This window comes from Nocardioides sp. URHA0032 (assembly GCF_000620645.1).
GTDB lineage: Bacteria > Actinomycetota > Actinomycetes > Propionibacteriales > Nocardioidaceae > Nocardioides.
Genome location: NZ_JIAV01000019.1, coordinates 74,901 through 99,895, shown reverse-complemented (window position 1 = coordinate 99,895; position 24,995 = coordinate 74,901). Strand labels below are relative to the sequence as shown.

General features: G+C 69.6%; 22 protein-coding genes and 1 pseudogene. 6 read left to right on the top strand and 17 right to left on the bottom strand.

Annotation, left to right across the window (positions count from 1 at the left end; translation table 11 throughout):
- Positions 1-8 precede the first annotated feature (8 nt).
- Entirely contained in the window at positions 9-1,130 is a 1,122-nt protein-coding gene (locus tag N538_RS0109195) for an acetamidase/formamidase family protein (protein ID WP_028637065.1), read from the bottom strand.
- Between the two features lie 80 nt (positions 1,131-1,210).
- Between N538_RS0109195 and N538_RS0109190 the strand changes: the two genes are divergently transcribed.
- Positions 1,211-1,978 (top strand): redoxin domain-containing protein, encoded by a 768-nt coding sequence (locus tag N538_RS0109190; RefSeq protein ID WP_231496183.1) that lies wholly within the window; start codon positions 1,211-1,213, stop codon positions 1,976-1,978.
- Between the two features lie 157 nt (positions 1,979-2,135).
- Here the strand turns inward: N538_RS0109190 and N538_RS0109185 are convergent, their stop codons facing one another.
- Complete coding sequence (locus tag N538_RS0109185) at positions 2,136-4,379, bottom strand: helix-turn-helix transcriptional regulator (protein ID WP_231496182.1); 2,244 nt, start codon at positions 4,377-4,379, stop codon at positions 2,136-2,138.
- Positions 4,380-4,382: 3 nt separating this feature from the next.
- Positions 4,383-5,003: pseudogene (locus tag N538_RS29690) on the bottom strand (AAA family ATPase); the annotation flags it as partial.
- A gap of 418 nt (positions 5,004-5,421) precedes the next feature.
- On the opposite strand from N538_RS29690, the gene N538_RS24585 reads away from it, so the two are divergent.
- Positions 5,422-8,205 carry an ATP-binding protein gene (locus tag N538_RS24585; RefSeq protein ID WP_051549073.1) on the top strand — a complete coding sequence of 928 codons (2,784 nt, stop codon included), beginning with the start codon at positions 5,422-5,424 and terminating at the stop codon, positions 8,203-8,205.
- 740 nt (positions 8,206-8,945) lie between these two features.
- On the opposite strand, the gene N538_RS0109175 is transcribed toward N538_RS24585, so the two are convergent.
- The 9 genes from N538_RS0109175 to N538_RS28365 all read right to left on the bottom strand — a co-directional run bounded on the left by N538_RS0109175 (position 8,946) and on the right by N538_RS28365 (position 18,697).
- Complete coding sequence (locus N538_RS0109175) at positions 8,946-10,208, bottom strand: amidohydrolase (RefSeq protein ID WP_028637062.1); 1,263 nt, start codon at positions 10,206-10,208, stop codon at positions 8,946-8,948.
- A 7-nt stretch (positions 10,209-10,215) separates the two neighbouring features.
- Complete coding sequence (locus N538_RS0109170; RefSeq protein ID WP_028637061.1) at positions 10,216-10,851, bottom strand: trimeric intracellular cation channel family protein; 636 nt, start codon at positions 10,849-10,851, stop codon at positions 10,216-10,218.
- Positions 10,852-10,897: 46 nt separating this feature from the next.
- A complete protein-coding gene (gene ygiD / locus N538_RS0109165; protein WP_231496181.1) occupies positions 10,898-11,794 on the bottom strand; it encodes a 4,5-DOPA dioxygenase extradiol in 897 nt (298 codons plus the stop codon).
- Positions 11,795-11,976: 182 nt separating this feature from the next.
- Positions 11,977-13,872, bottom strand: a complete 1,896-nt coding sequence (gene nhaA / locus N538_RS0109160) for a Na+/H+ antiporter NhaA (RefSeq protein WP_028637059.1) — start codon at positions 13,870-13,872, stop codon at positions 11,977-11,979.
- 335 nt (positions 13,873-14,207) lie between these two features.
- Positions 14,208-15,443 (bottom strand): TerC family protein, encoded by a 1,236-nt coding sequence (locus N538_RS0109155; RefSeq protein WP_028637058.1) that lies wholly within the window; start codon positions 15,441-15,443, stop codon positions 14,208-14,210.
- 49 nt (positions 15,444-15,492) lie between these two features.
- The gene (locus N538_RS0109150) at positions 15,493-16,128 is read right to left on the bottom strand and encodes a hypothetical protein (RefSeq protein WP_028637057.1); all 636 of its coding nucleotides are present in this window, start codon (positions 16,126-16,128) and stop codon (positions 15,493-15,495) included.
- Positions 16,125-16,418 (bottom strand): hypothetical protein, encoded by a 294-nt coding sequence (locus tag N538_RS0109145; protein ID WP_028637056.1) that lies wholly within the window; start codon positions 16,416-16,418, stop codon positions 16,125-16,127. Before N538_RS0109145 ends, N538_RS0109150 begins: the two co-directional genes overlap by 4 nt.
- Positions 16,419-16,569: 151 nt before the next feature.
- Entirely contained in the window at positions 16,570-18,480 is a 1,911-nt protein-coding gene (locus N538_RS24580) for an FAD-dependent oxidoreductase (RefSeq protein ID WP_081790381.1), read from the bottom strand.
- Between the two features lie 67 nt (positions 18,481-18,547).
- Positions 18,548-18,697, bottom strand: coding sequence for a hypothetical protein (locus N538_RS28365; RefSeq protein ID WP_155992023.1), 150 nt, complete (start codon positions 18,695-18,697; stop codon positions 18,548-18,550).
- A gap of 85 nt (positions 18,698-18,782) precedes the next feature.
- Here N538_RS28365 and N538_RS0109130 point away from each other — a divergent pair, with 85 nt between their 5' ends.
- Positions 18,783-19,277 (top strand): MarR family winged helix-turn-helix transcriptional regulator, encoded by a 495-nt coding sequence (locus N538_RS0109130; protein ID WP_028637055.1) that lies wholly within the window; start codon positions 18,783-18,785, stop codon positions 19,275-19,277.
- Positions 19,278-19,526: 249 nt separating this feature from the next.
- Here the strand turns inward: N538_RS0109130 and N538_RS0109125 are convergent, their stop codons facing one another.
- On the bottom strand, positions 19,527-19,934 hold the full coding sequence (locus tag N538_RS0109125; RefSeq protein ID WP_028637054.1) for a (R)-mandelonitrile lyase: 408 nt from the start codon (positions 19,932-19,934) through the stop codon (positions 19,527-19,529).
- A 20-nt stretch (positions 19,935-19,954) separates the two neighbouring features.
- A complete protein-coding gene (locus N538_RS0109120; protein WP_028637053.1) occupies positions 19,955-20,836 on the bottom strand; it encodes a helix-turn-helix transcriptional regulator in 882 nt (293 codons plus the stop codon).
- Between the two features lie 173 nt (positions 20,837-21,009).
- Between N538_RS0109120 and N538_RS0109115 the strand changes: the two genes are divergently transcribed.
- The 3 genes from N538_RS0109115 to N538_RS0109105 all read left to right on the top strand — a co-directional run bounded on the left by N538_RS0109115 (position 21,010) and on the right by N538_RS0109105 (position 23,146).
- Positions 21,010-22,029: a zinc-dependent alcohol dehydrogenase family protein gene (locus N538_RS0109115; protein WP_028637052.1), complete on the top strand. Its 1,020-nt coding sequence runs from the start codon at positions 21,010-21,012 to the stop codon at positions 22,027-22,029.
- Between the two features lie 170 nt (positions 22,030-22,199).
- Entirely contained in the window at positions 22,200-22,553 is a 354-nt protein-coding gene (locus N538_RS0109110; protein WP_231496180.1) for a cyclophilin-like fold protein, read from the top strand.
- 5 nt (positions 22,554-22,558) lie between these two features.
- Positions 22,559-23,146: a sugar O-acetyltransferase gene (locus N538_RS0109105; RefSeq protein ID WP_036569982.1), complete on the top strand. Its 588-nt coding sequence runs from the start codon at positions 22,559-22,561 to the stop codon at positions 23,144-23,146.
- A 78-nt stretch (positions 23,147-23,224) separates the two neighbouring features.
- Here the strand turns inward: N538_RS0109105 and N538_RS28360 are convergent, their stop codons facing one another.
- From N538_RS28360 to N538_RS24575, 3 genes are all read right to left on the bottom strand, one after another.
- Entirely contained in the window at positions 23,225-23,401 is a 177-nt protein-coding gene (locus N538_RS28360; protein ID WP_155992022.1) for a hypothetical protein, read from the bottom strand.
- On the bottom strand, positions 23,398-23,625 hold the full coding sequence (locus tag N538_RS0109095) for a hypothetical protein (protein ID WP_028637049.1): 228 nt from the start codon (positions 23,623-23,625) through the stop codon (positions 23,398-23,400). The genes N538_RS28360 and N538_RS0109095 overlap by 4 nt, the downstream gene beginning before the upstream one ends.
- Positions 23,626-23,753: 128 nt before the next feature.
- Positions 23,754-24,983 (bottom strand): cytochrome P450, encoded by a 1,230-nt coding sequence (locus N538_RS24575; protein ID WP_036570050.1) that lies wholly within the window; start codon positions 24,981-24,983, stop codon positions 23,754-23,756.
- Positions 24,984-24,995 lie beyond the last annotated feature (12 nt).

Here is a 24,995-nt window from a genome sequence, read left to right as displayed (position 1 = left end):
CGCCTTCGTCAGTTCTCGACGACCGCGAGCGGCAGCACAGCCGACACGATGAAGTTCGGGACGTCGACGAGTTCGCTGATCTTCAGGTCGACCGCGACGCTACAGATCGTGTACGCCTGCTGGCGCGTGTAGCCGTACTCGTCGCCGAGGTGCTTGATCATGTTGCGCAGGGCATTGCGGGCGGCCTCCGTTACGTTCTCGGAGTAGTTCGTCCCGTCCCCATCGACCGCGATTCCGGTTGTCGCGAAGAACCGCCGCGGTGCCTGGAGCTCCGGTGGCAGGAAGTAGTCGTCGCGCTCGAACTGCACGTCGCGGATCCCGCGCTCGGCAGCGACTCCCTTGCGGAGGTCGAAGCGGGCCCGGAAGGTCGCCGCCATCTCGATGGCCGTGCCGCAGGTCTCGCAGTCTCCCTGGGCGTAGTGCGCGTCGCCGGCAGAGAACAGCGCCCCCTCGGTGAACACCGGCATCAGCAGCCGCGCTCCCACCGCGGTGTGCTTGATGTCCATGTTGCCCCCGATCTCCCGCGGGGGAATGGTGCGCAGGGCCTCACCGGCGATGTCCGGGTCCGACGGCACCGCCCCTCCCACGTCGGGCGGAAGGACGAAGCCTCCTCGGTCCAGCAGTGCCTGCTCGCGGGCAGTGATCTGTCCCAGCAGTTCGCGCGACGGGGCGACACCCATGATGCCCATGAACGGCGCCCCCGCGACCCGGACACCGGGAAGCGAAGCCGAGGTCGCGTACCCGTCCTCGACGTCCCACTTGACGATGTACGGGTCTGGGAAGTCGTCGCGAAGGAACCCGAAGCCCGGGACCTGCGCCGTGTACGGCGTCCCGGCGGGTCGCACGTCGAGGATCTCGACGACCAGCAGGTCACCAGGCGCAGCGCCCTCGACGAAGACCGGCCCGGTCAGCGGGTGCACCAGGTCCAGGTCGACTCCGGCGATCTCCTCGCCCGTGAGGTCGTCGGCAGCGAACTGCAGGTCGAAGGCGTCGCGCGTCTCCATCTCGACCTCGTCGCCCGGCCGGCACCTGACGATCGGCTCGATGTCCGGGTGCCAGCGGTTGTGCCCGCTGGCCGGCTCCTTGGCCAACGGATTTGAGCGATCAATGCGGATCTCGTATTCGGCCACGTCAACGTCTCCTCATCGGTCCGGCAGGCGGTTCGCGCTGCGCTTCCCACGCTCGCAAGGCCAGGACGCTGGTCGCGCCAGTGCGCACACGGGCCAGTGCACTGGTCGTCACGCCCGTGAGGGGCACGGGCGCGATGCCCCGCCCCCAACTGACATGTTCGCTACGTCGGCACATCCCGGCGTCGATGCATCGACCGGCACAGACGAGAGAGGTCCACATGCGATCCGACATCAGCCCTGGCGGGGTCTTTCCCGACTACCAGCTGCCCGACCACACGGACACGATCCGCACGCTCAGCGAGTTGCAGGGAGACGACCCGATGGTCCTGACTCTTGCCCGCGGTCATTACTGTCCGAAGGAGCACCAGCAGCACCTGGAGCTGGCTGCCATGCAGTCGAAATTCGCCGTTTCCTACACGCAGGTCGTCACGATCGCGACGGACGAGCACCACGTCTTGCAGGAGTTCCGCGCGTCGGTGGGTGCGGACTGGACGTTCCTGTCAGACCCGGAACGCGTCGTCCAGAAGGACCTCGACATCCAGGTGTACACCGACCCCGAGCACGACCCGATGATCCCGCACACGCTCGTCCTCAAGCCCGGCCTCGTCGTGCACAGCGTCTACAACGGCTACTGGTTCTGGGGACGTCCGTCCGTGGACGACCTCTGGCGTGACCTGCGGAATGCATCGAGTGAGATCCGACCCGACTGGGACCTCAGTACGCCGGGACTCCGCGACGCCTGGGACAAGGGCGACGTCTCGTCCTTCCACGGGTGGGATCGGATGTCACCCGAGGAGGTCAGTCGAGCGCGGGCAGCCGGGCCGCCACATCTGGTCCTTCAGCCATGATCCAACCGGCGAACAGCCGCGGTCTGGGTTGACGAGCCCATGGGTCCCTCGGTCGCGCTCTTCGCCAGGTCAACCAGACGGCGCCGCCCTTGGCCACCAGTGGGCCATTTCATGGCCACGGACAACCGGCACACGACTGCACGGAGGCCGACCGTGCTTATCGATCTCCCAGAGCGCTTCGCAGGTCCTTGCGCGAGCTGATGACGAGCTTTGCAAACACTTTCCGTAGATGCCACTCGACCGTGCGAGCGCTGATGAAGAGACGTTCTGCGATGTCGGCGTTCGTGAGACCAGAGATGGCGAGCTCTGCGATCTGCATCTCTTGAGGCGTCAGTTCGGTCGGGTCCTCCACGTGGGCACGCTTGCGCACCGTTTCGCCGGTCGCCGACAGCTCGCGCCGCGCCCGCTCGGCGAACGCCTCCATCCCGATAGCAGACAAGAGGTCCTGGGCGGCACGCAGTTGACTTCGTCCGTCGACGCGGCGGTTCTCGCGGCGCAACCACTCGCCATACAGCAGATGCGCACGTCCCAGTTCGCCGCGGAGCCGGGCACGGTCGAAGCAAGCGATCGCTTGGAGGTAGTACTCCTCAGCCGTCGGTCCCGCACTCAGCAACGCGCGAGCCCGTGCCTCGACGCCACGTGCAAAGTCGGTTGCCGCGGGCGCTGTCGTGCGGACCAGGCGGTTGAGAGCCTCTTGTGCAACAGCTGGCTTCCCGGTCCGCACGGCCGCCTCGACCAGCTCCGGCAGCGCCCAGGCCGATGGAGGCAGGTCCAACGGGTCGCGACTGGCAAGTTGAGCCTGGGTCAATGCCTCCTCGTAGCGGCCATGGCCGTTGTGCAGCACTGCTGCCGCCCAGTGGGCGATATCGGCGGCAAGTCCTTGTCCCTGCTCGGTGGCCTGACTCAACGTGGCCTCGATCATTGCCGTGGCGGGATCGGTCCCGCGCAGGGAAGCGACGTACATCGGTCCATGGGCGACGAGACCGGTGCCAGTGGCGGCGCGTACCTCGGCACCCTCCGCACCGAGAGTCTCCGCGCCAGCGAGATCGCCCGAACGTGCCACGACGATACTCAACGCGGCGAGGTAGAAGGGCAGCTGCTCGAGTGCCCCTGTGGCCCGCACGAGCTGGATTTGCCGAGAGCAGATGGCCCTCGCCCCGTCGTCGTCCCACAGGAGAAACGGGGCGGTCACGCCCATCCATCCCCAGGCAATAGTGGCCTCCTCGCGCGCGAACATGTCCGTTGCCTGCCGCAGCTCCGCCGCCGCAGCGGCGCGCCCAGCAGTGACCAACAGGGCGAGTCCGTCCAGGAGATGATCCATGGCGCGTGGTGATCCGGCCGGCGTTCCGAACTGGACGACGGCTCGGCTGATCTCGGGCAGATCGCCAGCGTCGGCCCGGTCAGCGAAGAGCGCCGCTCCCCACGCGTTCAGGTAGGTCTCGCGAGCGAGTTCGATGTCGAGCGGTTCGAGTTCTCTGGCCGCCGCGAGCAGCAGTTGGGCAGCCGCGCTGGTCGCCCCTGAGCTGAACGCGAGTTGACCTCGCAGGAGGGTCAGCCGCGCGCGCTGGACGTTGTCGAGGCTCGCTGATCCCGCGGCAGCCAACATCCGGAGAGCGACCTTGAACGAGCCCGCATTCAGGCTTGCTTTGGCAGCGGCCAGGGCTCGGTCGGCGCGCAGCCTCGGCTCTGGCGTGAGTTCCAGTGCTCGTTGCAGGAACGCTGCCGCCGCGACGAGTCCGCCACGTGCCCGGGCTCGGCCGGCGCATCGTTCCAACTCCGCGGCGACCTCTTCGTCGGGTCCCGCGGCTGCCGCGGCCAGATGCCAGCCGCGTCGTTCGGCATTGATCTCCTGGTGCGAGACCTCAGCCAACACGAGATGCACCTTGCGACGCGTCGCAACGGTCGCGGCATGGTAGATCGCCGATCGCACAAGGGGATCGCGGAAGACGACCCGCTCCGTCATGGAGACGATCTGATCGGTGTGTGCTGCGGTCGCGGCGGATGGGGGGACACCAAGTCTGCCGGCTGCCGCCCAGACCAGCGCCGCGTCACCCCCAGGCTCTGCGGCCGCGATGAGCGCGAGGAGTTGGCTATCCGCGGGCAGTGCGGAGAATCGCTCTCGAAATCCTTCCTCGATTCGGCCGGTCAACGAGTCTTGCGCGATGGCTCCGAAACCGGTCGCCAGCTCACTGGACATCAAGCCTCTGGGTAGCTCGAGCAAGGCCAGTGGATTGCCCCTGGTCTCCGCCACGATTTGCTCAAGGATCCGCCTGTCCAGGCGAAAGCTCACCTTGGATCTCAGGAGCGCACGTGCGTCATCGGGACCCAGGCCCAGGATCTCGAGGTTCGGGAGCCCGCGCAGCTCCCCGATGGGGCCTCTGGTGCCGAACAGGATCGCCACCGACTCCGCTTGTAGGCGTCTCGCCACGAATCCCATCACTCGGGCGGAGGCCGGATCCAGCCAATGAGCATCGTCCACGACGCAGACGAGTGGTCGCTCCGCGGCAACGTCCGCGACCAGTCCCAAGACGGCAAGGCCGACGAGGGACCGATCCGGAGGGTCTCCGTGGCTGAGACCGAAGACGGTCTCGAGGGCCGTACGCTGAGGCTCGGGCAAGCGCCCTATCCGGTCGAGAATCGGTGCGCAGAGCTGGTGAAGCGCCGCGAAGGGCAGCTCCATCTCAGACTGGACTCCTGCAGCGCGCAGGACCCGCACGTCATGCGCCGATGCAACGACATGGTCCAGGAGTGCGGTCTTTCCTATACCCGTATCGCCAGTGAGGACAAGAGCGCGGCTCTCGCCTCTTCTCACTGCACCCATCATGGTCTCGAGAACCGTGCACTCATCCTGACGCCCGCGAAGCGTTGCCCGCTCGGTCGATGCTCTCGGCTTCACACTTCGTACGGCCCCTAGTCTCGGCCCGGCGCGCACCCACGGCGCTGAGAAGGAGATGTCGCCGAGGAACAGTTCTTCGGACACTAGAGCGCGGGATGTCCGGTGGCAACGGCAGTCACCTTCTCTCATCCCGATTGGAGGCTGAATCGACGTCTCAGTGAACTACCTCTAGAGTTCGCGCCCTGGCACGGACTGGCCAGGACCCCGGAAGTGCGCGGCCTGGCCGGGGCTCGCGACGTGCGCCCAACAGCATCTCTGAACCGCTGACGCCAAGCTCGTCACGATCGAGCGCTCGCCCGCGGCGGACTGACCAATCTGACAACGCTCGCGGGCGCGCAGATAAGTAGCAACCACGCGGGCGAACTCGTAGAGTGGCCGACAGACTGGCTTTCGTGATCCACATCGTCGGCCGCCACATCCAAGTTCCATGATCGACCACCGATCGCGCTGGACCGGCCGGCATCCTGCGGCGGTCGCCTGTTTGTGATCCTGGTGGTTCTTGCCCTCGCGTTGTCGACGTGGTCTTGAACAGGGAAGGCGACCAAAGTTGGAGGTCAACGAACGCCTGTTTCCCGGCGGAAAGGACGGCCGCCTGTTCGGACGCGACGCCGAGTCCGACCGGTTCGACGAGTTGCTGGCATCGGCTCGGTCCGGGACGAGCGGGGTCATCATGATCCGTGGAGGCCCCGGGCTCGGGAAGTCGATGGTGCTGGAGCATGCCGTCGGCAGAGCGAAGGACATGCGGATCCTCCGTGCACTCGGGGTCGAATCCGAGATGGAGCTCGCCTATGCCGCCTTGCACCAGCTCTGCGCGCCACTCCTGCCTTTTCTGCCCAAGCTTCCGGCACCGCAAAGCGAAGCTCTGGCAACCGTGTTCGGCATCCAGACCGGTCCACCCCCTGACCGCTTTCTTGTCGGTCTCTCGGCGCTCAGCCTCCTGTCCCAGGCTGCCGACGACCAGCCGCTGTTCTGTGTCGTGGACGACGCACAGTGGCTGGATATCTCCTCGGCCCAGGTTCTCGGGTTCGTCGCTCGCCGACTCCTTGCTGAACCGATCGCAATCACGTTCGCTGCGCGGCAACCGCCGGTGGGGCTCCTCGGGCTGCCGGAGCTCGAACTCGCCGGTCTCCGTGACGATGACGCCCGCGTCCTCCTGAACTGGGTCACCCGCACGCGGCTCGATGCGGACATCCGCGATCAGATCGTCGCGGAGACCAGGGGCAACCCGCTGGCCCTGCTGGAGCTTCCTCGCGGCCTCACCACCACCGAGTTGGCCGGCGGATTCGGTCTGTTGCAGGCTGGCGCGCTGCCGGATCGGATCGAAGAGAGTTTCAAGCGTCGCATCGACGGTTTGTCTGAGGGCACCAGGACGCTCCTCCTCATCGCCGCGGCTGAGCCCGTCGGTGACCCGGCCATTATGTGGCGAGCCGCGGAGCGCCTCGGCATCCAGCTCAGCACCGCCCTCGACAACGACACCGAAGATCTCCTGGCGATTCACGAACGCGTCACCTTCAGGCACCCGCTGGTGCGCTCAGCGGTGTACGGCGCGGCCAACTCGTCGGATCGCCGTACGGTCCACCGTGCCCTGGCTGCGGTCACCGACAAGGACCTCGATCCCGACCGTCGAGCGTGGCACCTCGCTTCCGCGGCAGCCGGTCCCGACGAGTCTGTAGCCGCCGAACTGGAGCGCTCTGCCGAGAGGGCTCAAGCCAGAGGCGGACTGCCAGCAGCAGCCGCGTTCCTGCAGCGAGCCGTGACCCTCACCACCGACGCGGCCCGACGTGCCGACCGAGCCGTGGCCGCGGCGCGCGCGAGCCTTCACGCGGCCGACCTCGAGACCGCCGGCCGGTTCGCCGAGATAGCGAGCCGGGAGGCGCAGGACGAGTCGCAGGAGGCGAGGGCGCTACTGATCCAGGGTCACATCGCCTTCGCTTCAGGGCTCAGCGACAAAGCCATCCCGCTGCTGTTCGAAGCAGCCCGGCGCCTGGAGCCGCTGGACATGGCCCTCGCGAGGGAGACCTACCTCGTCGCCTGGGGGTCGGCGGCCGTGCTCGCCGCCGACCAAGAGAATGTCGAGAAGATCTCCCGTGCAGTCGTGGCACTGCCGCCCTTGACCGCTGACCCCCGGCCGCTCGACCTCGTGCTGGATGGTTGCGCCCGCTTGGTCACCGACGGTCGGGCGGCAGCTATCCCCCTGCTGAAGGAGGCTGCGGGAGCCATCGCCGAGCTACCGGCCCGCGATGTGCTCACCTGGGGTTGGCAGGCAAGCGGTGTCTTTGCCGCCATCTGGGACGACGCACTCCAGCGCGCCGTGCACAGCCGCGAGGTCGATGTGGTCCGAGCGGCGGGTGCGTTGACCGAGCTTCCGATCCACCTCGTCTCCAAAGCAGTGACTGTGATCTGGACCGGCGATTTCGCCGCCGCTGAAGTCATCGTCGCCGAAGGGGATCTGGCAGCTTCTGCGATCGGCACTCAGCTGGCGCCAAGCGCGGGCCTCATCTTGGCCGCGCTTCGTGGCCGAGAGACGGAGGCTGCGCCGCTCATCCAGGCGATCACCGAGCAAGCGGGCGCGGCGCATCAACTCATGGGAGTCACGTATGCCAACTGGGCCGCTGCCATCCTGTACAACGGGCTCGCCAAGTACGACGACGCCGTACGCGCGGCTCGCGTTTGTGCGGACATTGGGGACCTCTGGATCTCGGTCTGGGCGCTCCCGGAGATGGTGGAAGCGGCGACGCGTGCGGGAGACGAGGAGACCGCGCGGGCGGCGCTCACCCGACTCGAGGACGCGATAGAACCTTGCGGCACCGATTGGGCACTAGGAGTCCTGGCTCGCTCGCGGGCGCTGCTGGCAGACGAGGACCGTTCGACGGAGCTGTTCGCTGAAGCCGTGAATTGCCTGAGCCGCACCCGGTTGCGCCCCGAGCTGGCCAGGGCGCACCTCCTGCACGGTGAGTGGCTGCGAGGGAACGGACGGCGCGAGGATGCCCGCGAGTCTCTGCGGAAGGCGTACGACATGTTCGACGCGATCGGTATGGAGGCTTTCGCAGAACGGGCGCGTCGAGAGCTTCTGGCAGCCGGAGAAAAGGTCGGGCGGCGAGCAAGCCGCTCCACCGCTAACGACGAATTGACGCCTCAGGAGCGTCAGATCGCAGTGATGGTGCGAGCCGGGTTGTCGAACCCCGAGGTCGGTGCTCGTCTCTTCCTCAGCCCGCGCACGGTCGAGTGGCATCTCCGTAAGGTCTTCGCCAAACTATCGATCACGTCTCGGCAGCAGCTGCGCGACGCCCTGCAAGGCTTCGACTGGGTACCAACCGACGGGGCGGCATGATCGCCGCCGAGGGATGAGCCGCCGGCCGCGCGACCTTTCTAGACCACCCGAGCCGCCCGGGCATTTGTGGCGTTGGGAGTTCGATCCGATCGACTCGTCGCAGACGCGGGTCACACACCTACGACTGGACCGAACTGACTGACGAGAAGCGCTTGCCTCGCGCCCGAGCGACGACGGCCGACAAGCTCGAGGCGTCGCTGGAGCGACTCGCCGCTCTTGCCGAACGGGGCTGACAGGCTCACGTTCTCGCCGCCCCGCGGCGCGTGGGTTTCGATCGTGGGACATCTATGGGCCAGTGACTAGCGCGCAACGGCGAGCAGTGGTGGGCTATCGTGAGCAGCGTCAAAGTGCCGTTCCACGGCCGTCACCAGCAGAGATGCGCTGTAACGGGCACTGACGAGTACCAGCGGGCAAGTGGTCGACCTTATCCAGAGGTCGCAGGTTCAAATCCTGCCCCCGCTACGCGATGGAGTGGCCCTCACCATTGATGGTGAGGGCCACTTCTGTTTGTGCGACCATCGACACGGTTTCGCGCCCGACCAGTCACATCCGAGAAGCAGGGTTCGCTCCTTGCAGTGGCGGAGGTGGACCAGGCCTGATGTGGTGGTGCATCCCGGGCCGCCGTACCTGGGCGGTCCGCCCGCCGCTGCCCAGGTGCTGGGGCTACCTACGACCCCGAGACGACCTGTTCCGGCGAGGGTGCGCCTCGACAGGGCCCATCCAGCGAACCACTTCCTGGGTCAGTCTGCCGACGGACTGTGCTGCAGCCAGGCCATGGCGGCGACGACAAGCGCTTGCGTCCCGGTGTCCAGGGTCGGCTGGAGGACCGGAGCGAAGGTGGCGGAGTGGTTGACGGGGATGTCGTCGGTGATGCGGCCGGCCTCCTCCGCGGCACGGTAGGCATCGGGGTCGGTGCCGCCGAAGAACCAGTAGGTGTACGGCGCGCCGAGGGCGGCCGGGATGTCGCTGAAGTCTTCGCTGGCGCTCTGTGCAGGCAGCTCGCGGGCGCGGTGGCCGAAGAAGTCCGCGAAGGCGGCGGCGACCCGGCCGGTCACCTCGGGATCGTTGCGGGTCAGCGGGTAGCGGTCGAACAGCTCGAACTCGGGGTCCGCCGGCGAGCCGGACGCCGTGCACTCCGCGCGCACGATCCGCTCGATGGCTTCGAGCACCTTGGTGCGCGTCTGCTCGTCGTAGGTGCGGACGTTGAGCTGCAGCACGGCGCGGTCCGGGATGACGTTGCTCTTGGTTCCGGCTTGGATGCTGCCGACGGTGAGCACTGCGGTGTCGGTGGGGGCTACTTCGCGGGCGACGATGCTTTGGAGCCGGACGACGATCATCGCGGCGAGCACGACGGGGTCGACGGCCGCTTGGGGCGTGGACCCGTGCGCGCCACGACCGTGGACCGTGACCCGCATGCTGTCCGCCGCGGAGAGCGCGGGCCCGGGCCGGGTGCCGAGGGTCCCGGCGGGGAACGGGAGCACGTGCTGGGCCATCGCAACGTCGACACTGCCGACGAGCTCGACGAGGCCGTCGGCGACCATGCCACGGGCGCCGTCGGCGGCCTCCTCGGCGGGCTGGAAGAGCGCGACGACCGTGCCGGACCACTGCTCGGGGGCGTCGCTGAGCAGCGTGGCGGCACCGAGGAGGCAGGTGACGTGTACGTCGTGACCGCACGCGTGCATCGTCGGCGTCCCGTCGTCGGTGACCTGGGTGCTCGCATAGGGGAGGCCCGTGTCCTCGCGCACGGGGAGTGCGTCCATGTCGGCGCGCAGCAGCACGACCGGACCTTCGCCGTTGCGGAGGATGCCGACCACGCCGGTGCCTCCGACCTGCTCGTGCACCTCGTACCCGGCGTCTCGCATCCGCCCGGCGACCTGACCGGCGGTCCGACGCTCCGCGTGCGGCAGCTCGGGATGTGCATGCAGGTCGCGGTAGAAGTCCTCCTGCCAGCCGCGCACGGTCGCGAGACCGTCCAGGACGGCGGTCACTGGGGCGTCGGTCATGAGTCCATCATGCGCCGCGCCTGGTCCTCGGGGGTCCGGGGGCGTCGAGGCCCAGGACGACGCCGAGCATGCGGATGGCGAAGCAGGTCCCGGCTGCGACGAGCGCGGTCGGGAGCGCTGGGGTTCCCAGCTGTGCACCTCCGGCGGCGATGAACGCGCCGACCAGGGCCGGGATCGCGTAGAGACCGCTGGTGAGGACGGCCGGGACCTCCCGGATGAGGACGTCACGCATCGTGCCGCCGCCCACCGCAGTGATCGCCCCGAGGATGGTGGCCTGGGCGACACCTACGTCGAAGTCCATCCCCTTGAGTGCGCCGCTGACCGCGAACAGGCTCAGACCGGCCGCGTCCAGGATCACGATCGCGTTGGAGATGCGGTCGAGGCCGCGGCCGAAGGCGAACGCGACCAGGCTGCCGGTCGCGGCGACCGCGAGGTAGCGCCAGTCGCGGAAGGTCGCCGGGGGCAGGGCGCCGAGCAGGATGTCGCGGACCATGCCCCCACCCAGCGCCGTGAACATGCCCAGGGTCAGCACGCCGACGATGTCCAACCGGGCGACCCGGATGGCGGTCAGCGCGCCGTTCAGCGCGAACGCGAACACGCCGGTCAGGTCCAGCACCAAGAACAGCGGCGACGACGTGTCCACCTCGTCCCCCTACCCGGCGCTCAGGAAACCAAGCAGAGGGGCTCGCCTAGATGTTCGACCCGTCGGGCGGTACGTCAAGAGGCGGCTGTGGGGATCCACCGGCCGGCGAGGTCGCCGGGGAGGACATTCCGATCGTGTAGGCGGTCATCGACAGGGACCCGTAGGCGTATCCGTCGACGAGCACCCGGGTGTCGCTGGACTGGCCGGCGGCGTCGGCGAGCCCGGCGAGGTAGAGCGCGGGGATGAAGTGGTCCGGGGTGGGGACGGCGTGGGCGTAGTCGCGGTGCGCGTCGAGCGCCGCGAACCCCGTGGGGTCGTTGAGCATCTGCTCCTTGGCGGCCTCGTCGAAGCGCTGCGCCCAGTCGTAGCCGTCGTCGGCGAGGTTCCAGTCCATGCCGCGCAGGTTGTGGACCACGTTGCCGCTCGTCACGACCAGGACCCCGCGTGACCGCAGGGTATGGAGCTTCGCACCCAGGTCGAGGTGGTAGTCCAGGGGCTTGTCCGCGTTGATGCTCAGCTGCACCACGGGGATGGAGGCGTCGGGGAACGCGTGCACGAGCACCGACCAGGTGCCGTGGTCGATGCCCCAGCTGTCGACGTCAGCCCCGACCCAGGTGGGGTGCACGACGTCGCTGATCTCGGCGGCGAGCTCGGGCATCCCCGGGGCGGGGTAGTCGACGTCGAACAGCTCCTGCGGGAACCCGTAGAAGTCGTGGATCGTGCGGGGCCGCGGCATCGCGGTCACCGCGGTCGCGTTGATGTACCAGTGCGCACTGACCACCAGGATCGCGCGGGGCCGCGGGACGGACTGGCCGAACGCCCTCCACGCGGCGGTGTAGCGGTTGTCCGACAGGGCGTTCATCGGGTTGCCGTGTCCGAAGAACGCCGCCGGCATGATCGACGGCCCCCCGGCTGCCTGGACGTTCGTGCTCTGGTCGCTCACGCTCGGATCCCGCCTCTCGATGCCATCACGCGTCCTCCAGAACCCCGGCCCGTGCGCGTTGTCGCGGGGCCTCCCACGGTGGTTACCCGTGCCAGTCTGCCGCGCACCGGACAGGTCTGGGAATGCCATGTGTACGCCGACGAGGCTCGGCACCGCCCGGTGTGGGGCGCCGGGCTACCGGTTCACCGGCTCTCGACGGGCCCCGTTCCAGCACCGGCGGAGTCCCGGGTCGCCCAGACTGCGCGCGTGATCGTTTCGGCGTCGTGTGGGCCGGTGTGCCGCACGCCGTTGATGAAGAACGTCGGGGTTCCTCGGGCCCCGCTGGCCTCGGCGCTTGCGATGTCCTCGCGCACCCGGGAGGCGGTGTGGTCGGCCTCGAGATCGCGGAGGAACCGTTCGACGTCGAGTCCGAGCTCCCCGGCGTAGCCAGCCAGGTCCTCGTAGTCCAGGTCGGCCGCGTGGGCGAACAGTGTCTCGTGCATGTCCCAGAAGCGTCCTTGGGCCTGGGCTGCGACGGCGGCTCGGGCGGCGAGCTCGGCGTGCGGGTGCACGTCGGCCAATGGGAGATGCCGGAACACGTAGCGGATGCCGTCGCCGAACCGGGCGCGCAGCTCGTCGGCCACGCCGGTGACGGCCGCGCAGAAGGGGCACTCGTAGTCGCCGTACTCGACGAGGGTGATGGGGGCCTCGGCCGAGCCGCGGATCGGGTCGCGGTCGGGGTCCACCGACGGGACCAGGCGCCGGGGTAGGTCGGCGTCGGTCTGGCCGCGCAGGACCGCCGCGGCGCGGAAGGCGACCCAGCCGGCGACGGTCGCGAGCACCGCCGCGACCAGGATGCCGACCACGGCCCGGCCGTGGTTCATGGGATCGGGGAACGCGAGGCCGGCGATCAGCAGGGACACCGTGAACCCGATCCCCGACAGCGCGGCGCCTCCCGTCACGTGACCGAACCCGACGCCCTGCGGCAGCTTGCCGAGCCCAGCGCGCACCCCGGCCCAGGACGCCAGCGTGATGCCGACGAGCTTGCCGACGACCAGAGCAATCGCCACGGCCCAGGTCAGGCGTGAGGCCAGCGCGTCGGTCAGGACGCCGTCGCGCAGGTCGACCCCGGCGTTCGCCAGGGCGAAGAGGGGGACGACGACGAAGCTGGCCCACGGATGCAGCCGGATCTGCAGGCGTTCGTTGACCGACACCGCACGCACCAGCTCACGGTGAGCGGTTCTGCCGGCCTCGACGCCCGGCGACTGGCGAAACGCGCGGAAGCGCCTGACCGCGCGTTCGACGGCATCGCGGCGCGGGAGGTGGGCAGCGATCAGCAGGCCGCCGAGCATGCCCGCGATGGAGGCATGCAGGCCCGCGTGCAGCGTCGCCAGCCACAGCCCGAGGCCGGCCAGCAGGTAGGGCATCGCGGGCCAGACCCCGTAGCGGCTCATCAACGCCATCACCGCCGCGAACACCGCCATGAGCACCAGCCCCGAGAGGCGCAGGGAGTCGCTGTAGAACACACCGATCACGCTGACCGCCACGATGTCGTCGATGACCGTGAGGGTCAGGAGGAAGACCCGTAGCTGCGTGGCCAGGCGTGGCCCGACTACGGCGAGAGCGCCCAGCATGAACGCGGTGTCGGTCCCGATGACCACGCCCCACGCGCCGTTCGCGTCGCTCGGCGCGAGCAGAAGGTATCCCAGAGCCGGGATGGCCAGGCCGCCGATCGCGGCGATCACCGGGATCGCGGCCCGCCGAGGGTCGGTCAGCGCGCCGACGGAGAACTCGCGGCGCACCTCCAGGCCGACCACGAAGAAGAAGACCGCCATCAGGCCGTCGTTCACCCAGTGCGCCAGGTCCATCGACAGGTTCCAGTCCGCCACCGAGATCGAGGCAGTGGCCGACCACAGCGAGACGTACGACTCCGACCACGGCGAGTTCGCCCAGACCAGCGCAAGCGCGGTCGCGGCGAGCAGCAGTCCCGCGCTGCCGGCCTCCGTGCTCAGGAACTGCCGCACGGGTGCCGCGAGCTGGACCAACAGGGAGCGCCGGACGGCCGGCGTCTCGTGCTGGCCGGTTCCGCCCCGGGTCATGTGCGGGCCGCCTGCTCCGGCCGGCGCTCGGGCCGCCCCTCAGCGCTGAGTCCGGCCGCGCGTGCGCCGGCGGGTCCGCCCACACGTGCGTTCCCCGAAGTCGTCCCGCTGTCCGCGCCGCGGCGGTCAGCGGCACCGCCGTCTGCGGCACGGCGGTCTGCAGCACGGCGGTCTGCGGCGAGGGCGGTGGAGACGACCCCGGTGAGCAGCAGACCGGTCACGGTCACCACGAACACCACTAGCGCCATCATTTCAAGGAATCCGTGCACGGTGGGTCCTCCGTTCCGTGTTGTCGACGTTCGCCCTGGCCATGGCGGGCTTCGGGCGGTGGTCGGTCATGTCGCCGAGCCGATGATCCTGGTCGGCCCGACGGGTGATGCCTCGCCGCGCTCGACCGCCTCGTCGTGGCTGTCGCGGGCGCGCTCGAGGAGCGCCATGAGCTCTGGTTCCTGGCGGACCGTGTCCCGGTACTCGGGTCCGAGGGCGAGGAGCTGGTCGCGCTCGGCGAGGAGGAGTCGAAAGATCCGCTCTCGCTCGGCGGGGTCGGTGGTGTATTCGGAGTCCAGGTACGCCGTCGCGTGCCGGCGGGCGTTGCCGATGGCGGTCTGCGCACGGCCGGCCGGACTGAGCAGGGACGCGGCGACGGTCACGGCCAGCACGCCGATGATCACGCTCAGCGACACCGCGGTGGTGATCTCCACGACGGGCACCGGGCGGCCGTCGTTGATGAGCGCCAGGTCGTTCTCGTGTAGCGCATGGAGGATCAGCTTGATGCCGATGAACCCCAGGATGGCGGCCAGGCCGTAGGAGAGGTAGATCAACCGATCCAGCAGGCCCTCGATGAGGAAGAACAGCTGGCGCAGACCGAGCAGCGAGAAGGCGGTGGCGGTGAACACCAGGTAGGTGCTCTGGGTGAGTCCGAAGATCGCCGGGATGGAGTCCAGCGCGAAGAGGATGTCGGTGCCGCCGATGGCCACCATGACGAGCAGCATCGGGGTCATCGCACGCCTGCCCTGGTGAACGGTGACAAGTCGGTCGCCGTCGTAGTGGTCCGTGGTGTGGATGAACCTGCGCGCCAGCCGCACGACGATGTTGTCACCGGCGTGCGACTCCTCCCCGTCGGGCTTGACCATGTTGCCCGCCGTGAGGATCAGGATGAGGCCGAAGAGGTAGAAGACCCAGGCGAAGGAGTTGATCAGCGCCGCGCCGAGGAAGATGAAGCCGGTGCGGGCGATGAGCGCGAAGGTGATGCCGAACAGCAGCGCCTTCTGCTGATCCTCGCGAGGCACCCGGAAGCTGGCCATGATGATCAGGAACACGAACAAATTGTCGACCGACAGGGCCTTCTCGGTGACGTAGCCGGCGAAGTACTCCGACCCGGCCGTGCCTCCGCCGAACACGAGTACTCCGAGCCCGAAGACCAGCGCGATCCCCACGTAGAGCGCCGACCAGGTCGCAGCCTCGCGCAGCGAGGGCACGTGAGCCTTGCGCACGTGGAAGACATAGTCGAAGGCGAGGAGCGCGACGATCGCTGCAACGGTCAGGCCCCACACCCAGGCCGGCACGCTCATGGCACTCCGATCCTCAGCTCGCCGCAGCGGTACCCGGCGCTCTGGACGGTCATGAGGCGAGCCGCCGTACGGCGTCGTCCCAGTCGACCGGCTCCCCGGGGGCGAGCAGGCCGGTGACGTGTGCCGGGTCCCGCTGCTCGAGCTCCTCGAGGTAGGCCTGGCGCCGGTCGACGAGCTCGAGGACGTCGGCCGTCGGGACCGATCCGGGGAGCGCGCGGCGCGCGTGGAGCGCGTGGAGCGCGGCCTCGGTCTCGCGCCACGCGTCCCACAGCTGCTCGTCGGTGAGCTGGCTCAACGGTGATGCCGGCACGTATCCCGGAGCCATGGGGGCGAGCCCACGCGTCAGAGCGTCCAACGTCCGCGCCGTACGCGACGGCACGGCGGCCATGCGGTCGCGTGCTGTCAGAACGCCGGGTGCGCTCCCGACCGCCATGATCACGATCAGCAGGAGGCCCGCGCCCAGGGCCTCGGCGTGCCCGACCACCGCCGCCGAGACGGCACCTGCGGCGACCGCGGTCGGACCGGCGCGGCGGCCGCGCCGGCGCAGCGTCCAGACGACACCGGCGACGGCGCCGAGCAGGAACATCACGGTGGTCAGGGCCGGGGTGTGCGCGATGCCGAGGACCAGGCCGCGGGCCACCAGGATGGAGACGGCGGCGGTCCAGATGAGCCGGTAGGTCTTCATCGCTGCCTGCCAGCGTTCGCGTACGCGCGGGCGCCGTGGCCGTCGGGGTCCCCATCAGTTGGTTCAGTCTCGAGCCGTCGCTCGTCGGCGGCGGCCGCCGCTGCGGCGTCGTCGTCGGCCGGAGTCCTCCCGTTAGCGCGGTCACCGCTGGCGCGGGCATCGGGCGCTGGCCGGGTCGGGCTGTTGTCGTCGCCGATGAGGCCGGCTGCGGCGAGTGTGCCGATGGTGAGGACGGCGATGATCATCGCCGCGGTCGCTATGAACCAGATCATGTAGCCGTTGTCGGACATGGTGAGTCCTCCTCCGTTCTGCCAGTGGGTAGGGAGGCCTCGGGGCACCTGGGGTGCCGGGAGGTGGGGTTCAGGGTGCGGGCACGGTCGGTGCCGGCGTTGCCCTCGGCCGCTGTGCGAGTCGCGGCTGTCGAGGGCAACGCCGGGTGGTTCAGGCGTCGACCGGTGCGCGCGCCGCGTCGTTGGCGACTTCAGGAACAGCCTCGCGCGCGGCGTCAAGGCCGGTGTCAGAGCCGGTGTGGTTGGCGGCCTCACGCCCGGCGAGGTGGCCGAAGACCAGGCCGAGGGCGATGGTTCCGCCAGCGCCTCCGTAGAACCCCTTGGTCGGTGCGCCGCCGGCGTTGCCAGCGGCGTACAGGCCGGGAATCGGTTTGCCGTCGGTGTCCAGCGCCCTGCCCAGGGCGTCGGTGCGCGGACCTCCGACGGTGCCCAGCGCGCTGGCCTCGACCTCGAGCGCGTAGAACGGAGCGGTCTCGACCGGACCGAGCACGCTCGACCGCGGGCTCTTCAACACCGGCCGGATGATCTTCGCCAGCGGCCCGACCACCAACGAGCGGACCCGCTCGGGGTCGTCGGCCTTCGCGACCCGGCCGGCGAGCCTGCTCACCAGCGGCCCGATCGCCGCGGCCACCAGCCCGCGGACCTTCGCGGTCGCGGCGGGGAACATCGCGTCGGGCGAGTACTTGCCCAGCCGGGGGTGGAAGTCGCCGAAGTACCGGTCGAAGAGGGTCTCGCCGCGACCGAACTGCAAGTCCCGGCCGCGCCGGGCGTCGGGGTTGAACCGTTCGACAGTGCGCTGCAGGCCATCAGGGTCGACGCCGATCTGGCTCGCGAGCTCCGCGAGAGTGTTGGCCCGGTGCAGGTAGTCCGGGACCTCGCCGCCGGGAGTGACTCCGAAGATGCCGAACTTCGTCCAGTAGGTGTGGTCGAAGACCAGCCAGGCCGTCGCGTTCGGCATCGACCCTGTCCGCGGGTCGACCTGGCGCATGATCCGGCCGAACTGGTCGTAGGCGAGCGCCTCGTTGGCGAATCGCTCGCCGTCGGCGTTGACCATGATGCTGTGCGGCAGCGCCCGCTCGCCCAGGAACACGCGGCTGAGCGGCTGTCCCTCCAGCTCCTCGCCAGGCAGCTGCACGCCGGGCATCCACCAGGCGTCCTCCATGCCGGTCAGGTCGGCACCGATCTCCTGCGCGAGCTGGACCGCGATGCCGTCGTGGCCCTTCGGGGAGACCTGCACACCGAACGGTGCGTCCAGGTAGGTGGTGGACTTCTCGTCCGAGCTCTCGAAACCACCGCTGGCCAGCACGACGCCCCGGCGGGCCCGGACCTCGTGCTCGACGCCCTCGGCGCGGACGGCGACACCGTGCACCCCTGCCTCGTCGGTGACCAGCCGGACCGCCGGTGCCTCCACGCGCACGTCGACCCCGTTGCGGAGCCCGGCCTCGAGCAGGGCCCCCACGAGTGCCGGACCCGCGAGCCACGCGTCCTTGACGCCGATGCCGGCGAGCAGCCAGAACGGCAGCGGGTTCTTGGCCATGCCCGTCGTCAGAGCCGGTCGCACGTACTTCGCGGCCTCGCCCAAGCCGGCGGGTGAGTACGGGCCGGGGAACAGCGCGCGCCCCACGGAAGCGCCGTCGATGTCGGAGCGGTAGTCCGGCCAGATGGTCGGGATCCATCCGAAGGCGGTGTGCTCCTCGATGTAGCGGGCGACCTCGGGTCCGGTTTGCAGGAACTGCTCGACCAGCGCGTGGTCGAGGACCTCTCCGCGGCCCTGTCCGTAGATGTAGCGGCGGGCCTGGTCCAGGTCGTCGTCCACGTTCAGCGCCTCGGTGGAGAAGCCGTGGTTGGGGATCCAAGCCGCACCGGCGGAGATGCCGGTGGCGCCGCCGACGACCTCACGGGACTCCACGACCACGACCTGGGCGCCCTCCTTCGCGGCGGTCAGCGCGGCGATGAGGCCGGCCCCGCCGGAGCCGACGATCACCACGTCGACCTCGCTGGGGATGCCCTCGCGGGCCACCGGCCCGATGGAGCCACGGTGCTTGACGGAACTGCTGCTCATCTTGTCCTCCTTCGTCTTCCTCTTCGTGTTCGTCTTCGACTGCGAGCCCGGCGCGGTGTTGCGCCGGTCACCAGTTGGCCGGCGGGTCGCTGGCCGGGAACGAGCCATGACCCCAGATGTCGACCACGTCGTCTTCAGCGACGTCGCTGACGAGGGTCCCGATGTCGATGGCGGTCTCGGCCGCGAACTCGGTCGGGGCGACGGTGCCTGTCGTCATCGGGACTCCTTCTGCACTAGCGGTTGATGTTTCAACGATAACAGTTGGACTCATCAAACCAAAATGGTTGGGCTAGTCTCACTACATGAGTGATGAGAGCCGAGCAGAGGCGGTGGTCGCCGCGGCGGCCGTCATGGAGCGGGCCGTGCCGATGGTGGTGCGCTGGTTCACGCGAAGCGATGTCCGACGGGCCATGCTGGCGGACGCCGAGCCCGCCCTGTCGGCCACGGACGCGTGGCTCCTGGGCCGCATCACCGACACCGGACCGGTGCGCCTCTCCGCGCTCGCCGACTGGCAGGAGGTCGACCGGTCGACCATGACGACCCAGGTGCGCCGGCTCGAGTCGATGGGCCTGGTCGCGAGAGCCACCGACCCGCTCGACGGCCGCGCCGTCCTGGTCAAGGCCACTCGTGCTGGGGCAGCCCGCCACCGACGGACGAAGCAGACCGCGCGAGCCGTCTACGAGGAGTTCCTCTCCGACTGGTCCGAGGACGACCTGCGTCAAGCGGCCCACGTCGCCGCGCGCCTCGTCACCGCCCTGGAGCACCGCTCGACCACCGGCGGGCACGGATCGCGGTGACCTGGCACCGGACCGCCATGAGCAACGGGCGGCACCTGCGCCGCCATTCGCCTTGTGAGGCTGGGGAGGAGCGACGTTCGACGTCGTGAGCGAACACCGGCGAGCTCCTGCTGCCACACAGGCGGAAGGGCACTCACACGCTGACGGTGAGGGCCCTTCGCACGGGTGGAACACTCCGCCGCCAGCCGTACGCTCTCAGCCAGATCGTCAAGAGCCAGCGCCCGTCAGCATGACGTCCAGGTAGCCCGATCAGTGCTGATCGCGCTGGGTGTACTCGTCCTCGGTGACGTGCTCGAGCCAGGTCACCACGTCGCCGTGGTCGTCGGCTTCCTGGATGGCGACGTGTGCCATGAAGCGGCCGGGGGTGGCGCCGTGCCAGTGCTCCTCGCCGGGCTCGATGTAGACCACGTCGCCGGGGCGGATCTCCTGTGGCTGGCTGCCGCGGCGAGCGACGTACCCGATGCCGTCGGTGACGTAGAGGGTCTGTCCCTTGGGGTGGTGGTGCCATGCGGTGCGGGCGCCGGGTGTGAAGCGGACGTGGGCGCAGCCGACCGCGGACTGGTCGTCGGGGTTGCGGATGCCGTCGATGTAGACGTCGCCGGTGAACCAGTCGGCGGGACCGGTCGCGGTGTCGGTGGAGCTGCGGGTGAGCTTCATGGTGGTGGTGGAACTCCTCCCTAGGAGTGGTCGCTGGGGATGGACGCCTGCTCCGATGCCGCCCAGGAGGCGAGCAGCCGGAGGCGTTCGGCGGAGGGTGATCCGGGTTCGGCGGTGTAGACGAGGAGGACGAGTCCGGGCTCGGCGGTGATGGCGAGCTCCTCGTAGGCGAGGCTGAGCTCGCCCACGATGGGGTGCTGGAATCGTTTGGTGCCGGTGCCGTGGGTGCGGACGTCATGTGCCGCCCACAGGCGGCGGAACGTGTCGCTGCGGGTGGAGAGCTCGCCGACGAGGTCCTGCAGACCCCGGTCGTGTGGGTCGCGGCCGGCCTCGGAGCGCATGATACCGACGCACATCTCGGCGAAGAGCTCCCAGTCGGGGTAGAACTCGCGCGAGGCGGGGTCGAGGAACTGGAACCGGGCCAGGTTCGGTGTCCTCCCACCGTCGCCGATGACAGGCGAGTAGAACGCCCGGCCCAGGGTGTTGGTCGCGAGCAGACTCTGGTGCGGGTCCCGGACGAACGCGACGCCGTCGGTGATGGCCTCCAGCGCCCACTGCAGGCTGAGCCGCGACGCGGCCTTGGTCGGCGTACGACGCCGCGGTCGGCCACTGGTGGGGATCCCGTCGGCGGCGCGGGCGAGGTCGTAGAGGTGGGCGCGCTCGGTCTCGTCGAGCTGGAGTGCGCGGGCCAGCGCCTCCAGGACGCTTGCGGAGGCGCCGGCGATCTGCCCGCGCTCGAGCCGGGCGTAGTACTCCACGCTCAGGCCGGCCAGCGTCGCGACCTCGCTGCGCCGCAGGCCCGGCACGCGGCGGCTGCCGGTGGTCGCGAGGCCGACCTGGTCCGGCGTGATGCGCGCGCGCCGGGTGGTGAGGAACTCGCGCACCTCTTGTCGGTTGTCCACGTCGTCGAGCCTAGGCCGCTCGACGCCGCGATCACGGCCTCGAGGGGTGCCCTGCCAATGCACCCCTTGACAGTGACTCCTACACGCGCGGAGGAGCGTGTTCACTCGTCGGGGTGCGGCGGAGGCCGCCGAACCAGCAGTAGGACCAGCACCGAGAAGAGGAGACCAACGCCATGCGCCAGGCAGTCATGCACGCACCCGGGGACGTGCGGGTGGAGGACCGCGAGGACCCCGTCATCATCGAGCCCACCGACGCGATCATCAGGCTGAGCGCCACCTGCATCTGCGGCAGCGACCTGTGGCCCTATCGGGGCGCTGAACCGGTCGAGCACCAGGTGATGGGCCACGAGTACGTCGGCGTGGTCGAGGCGATCGGCGACGAGGTCCGCACCATCGAGGTCGGCGACTTCGTCGTGGGCTCGTTCTGGGCCTCCGACAACACCTGCGAGATCTGCCGCGCCGGCTACCAGGCCTACTGCGTGCACCGCGTGCTCATGGGCACCATCGGCACCCAGTCCGAGCTGGCCCGGATCCCGCTCGCCGACGGCACCCTGGTCGCGACGCCGGGCATGCCCGAACCCGACCTGATCCCGTCGCTCATGGCGGCGTCCGACGTGCTCGGCACGGGCTGGTTCGCAGCCGTCGCGGCCGAGGCCGGGCCCGGCAAGACCGTCGCCGTCGTGGGTGACGGCGCGGTCGGCCTGCTCGGCATCCTGGCGGCCAAGCAGCTCGGCGCTGAGCGGATCATCGCCTTCAGCCGGCATGCCGACCGTCAGACGCTGGCGAGGGAGTTCGGCGCCACCGACATCGTCGAGGAGCGCGGCGAGAACGGCGTCGCGAAGGTCAAGGAGCTCACCGACGGTCTCGGCGCACACTCGGTCATCGAGGCCGTCGGCACCCAGGAAGCCATGATGCAGGCCATCCACTCCACCCGCCCCGGCGGGCACGTCGGGTTCGTCGGCGTCTCCCACGACGTCGCGATCCCCGGCGACGAGCTGTTCATGGCCGGCGTCCACCTCCACGGCGGACCCGCGCCGGTCCGGCAGTACCTGCCCGAGCTCATCAAGCTCATCTGGGACCGCGCCATCGACCCGGGCAAGGTCTTCGACCTCACCCTCCCGCTCGACCGCGCCGCCGAGGGCTACCAGGCCATGGACCAGCGCACCGCCACCAAGGTGCTCCTCCTGCCATGACCGTCACCGCCCGCGCACGTCCGACGGCGACCGGACTGGCTCTCGCGGTGTCGATCACCCTCGGTGCCTGTGCGTCCGCAAGCCCTGAGGCTCCGAGCCCCACCGGGAATCCGACAACCGGCGACCGGACCGACAGCCCCGAGGCCGCCCCGGCCGGAGAAGAGACCATCATGCGGATCGGCATCAGGATCGGCGACCAGCAGTTCACCGCCACGCTCGACCACAGCGCCGCCAGCAAGGACCTGCTCGCCCAGCTGCCCGTCACCATCGAGATGATCGACCACGGCGGGGTGGAGAAGACCGGACCGCTGCCCGGGCCGCTGTCCCTCGAGGGCCAGCCCGAGGGTGCGGACCCCGAGATCGGCGACCTCGGCTACTACGCGCCGGGCAACGACCTCGTCCTCTACTACGGCGACCAGTCCTACTTCCCGGGCATCGTCGTCCTGGGCCGTCTCGACGACATCGCCGCGGAGCGCATCGCGGCGCTGGACGGTGCGGTCACCGCCACCCTCGAGGCCAGGTGACTTCGATGCAGCTCCGGGAGTTTCTCCAGCACGTGAACAGCGGCGCGCTCATCGAGGGCGGGTCCGCCCACCACGAATTCATGCATGATGCCGCACAGGAGGCGTTCCAGATCACGGCGGAGCTCAACTCCGGGTACCACGACCCGGACGAGGTACGCGACCTCCTCGGCCGGCTCACCGGCCGGCCGGTCGACGACTCGGTCACCGTCTTCCCGCCCTTCCACAGCGAGTTCGGCAAGAACCTGCACCTCGGCAAGGACGTGTTCATCAACCTGGGCTGTCGCTTCCAGGACACCGGCGGCATCACCATCGGCGACGGCACCCTCATCGGGCACGGCAGCACGTTGACCACGCTCAACCACGCCATCGATCCTGACCGCCGCGCCGACATGAGCCCGAGCCCGGTGCTCATCGGACGCCACGTGTGGCTCGGCGCCGGGGTCACCGTGCTGCCCGGCGTCTCGATCGGCGACGGCGCCATCGTCGGCGCTGGCTCCGTCGTCACCAAGGACGTGCCCGCGGACACCGTCGTCGCGGGTGTGCCCGCCAGGACCATTCGCGCCACCGGATACGACACGACAGCGTCCGCCTGAGCGTGCTGCCCGTCTCCGCAGATCCGGGCGGTCGGGCGCCGCGGTCCGTGTGAGGTGTCGCGGTCCAGCCGGGGGAGCTCAGGCCCCGTTGGTCGCCTCGTGCCAGTCCCAGTGAACGCGGGGACAGCCGCGCTCCGAGGGCACGAGGGCGCCGCACACCCGACAGGCCAGGAGGCTGGTCGCCGATCCTTCCGGCAGGACGTCGAAGATCTCCAGCTCGTCCGGCTCGGGAGCAGTCGTCCCGGACTCGCTCATGCGCCTTGACCCAGTGGCTCGATCTGCCCGCGCTCGACGAGCTCCTCGAGAGCCCGCTGGCATCCCGACTGCCAGCGTCCCTGGTCGTCCTGGAAGGACACGACCGGCTCACCCTCGCAGCCGGCCTCCTGGGAGCCCTCGGCGCCGTGCCACGAGCACTGTCCGTCAGCGGCGCTGGAGCCGGCCGGGTGAAGCTCGGGGTCGTAGGGGTAGGACGTGTTCATCCACGACCGGTACCCGTTCGTCCGGCACGCACGCGGCGTCCGGGGGCGCGTCGAGCCGGCCCGGACGGCGATCCGGGTATCGGTCGCCGGAGCTGCCGGGATCCGTTGCCCTCACCTTGCCGTCGAGGTCAGACCGTCGTGCGCTCGCGCGGTCGGTGGAGCAACAACCCGTGACGGGGGAGCGCTGGTGCCCGGGTCGTGTCCAGCTGCTCGGCAGGGTCGCCGTACCCGTAGTCGAGTCTGCGTGCGAGCAGCTCGGTGCCTGCTTTCATCAGGGCGACGGTGATCGGTTCGCCCGGGCAGCGGTGGTGGGTCTGCGGCTCGCCGCCTCCCTGCGGGACGAAGGCGAACGGCCCGGGCGGGTCGCCATGGAACCGCATCGGGTCGAACCGGTGCGGGTCCTCCCAGGTGCGATCGTCGTGGTCGGTGCCGTAGAGGTCGAGAAGCACCCGTTGGCCCTTGCCGAAGTGGACGCCGTGCCACTCGAAGTCCCGGCGCACCCGGGTGATCGCCGCAGGGAAGAAGGGGTAGAACCGCCGTACCTCCTGCACGAACGCGTCGTCGAGGCTGTTGTCTGCTCGCAGGCGGTCGCGCCACTCGGGATGGTCACGCAACGCCTGCCCGACCAGGGTGAGGAACACCGAGACCGCCACCGTCGGACGGAGCAGGTTGAGCAGCTCGACACCGGCGATGCGGGCGGGCAGCAGGTCACCGGCCGGTGTCCGGTACGTCGCGACCAGCGCCACCGGCGAGTCGGGAACCAGTGGTGCACCAGGTGCCCGGGCATCGTTGATCAGGTCCTCCGCCCAGCGGTCGGCGAGCCGACGGGCCACCACGGAGCGTAGGTGGCGAGGGGCGAGCGCGCCGGCATCGTCGAAGAGCGACACCAGCTGACGCGTCCGCGGGCCCAGCTCGGCCTCGGAGAGGGGAATGCCAGCCCATTCGCACACAGCCAGGACCAGCGCCCGTTGGAACTCGGGGTAGAGCGCTACCGTGTCGCGCGTGGTCCATCCCTGGACCTGTTGCTCCAGGTGCTTGGTGAAGGCTGCGACCAGCCCCTCGACCTGCTCGCGCTCCATGAAATGGCTGAACAGAGCCTTGCGGTGTCGATGATCCGGCCCGTCGAGGCCCTGGACCCCGCCGCGACCGAAGAGTGTCAGCTGCAGCGGCAGGGGCGCCGCTCCGACCCTGGTGAACCGGGCCTCGTCATAGAACAGCTCGGCCGCCCTGGGCCCGGTCACGCACACCGCTCGCCTGCCCAGGAGACGGGTCTCGAAGGCGTCTCGGCCGGTGAGCCGAGCGCGCCGGCCGATGAACCCGTACGGGTCCCTGAGCAGCGACAGAGTGTCGTCGGACATCGTCACCCCCTC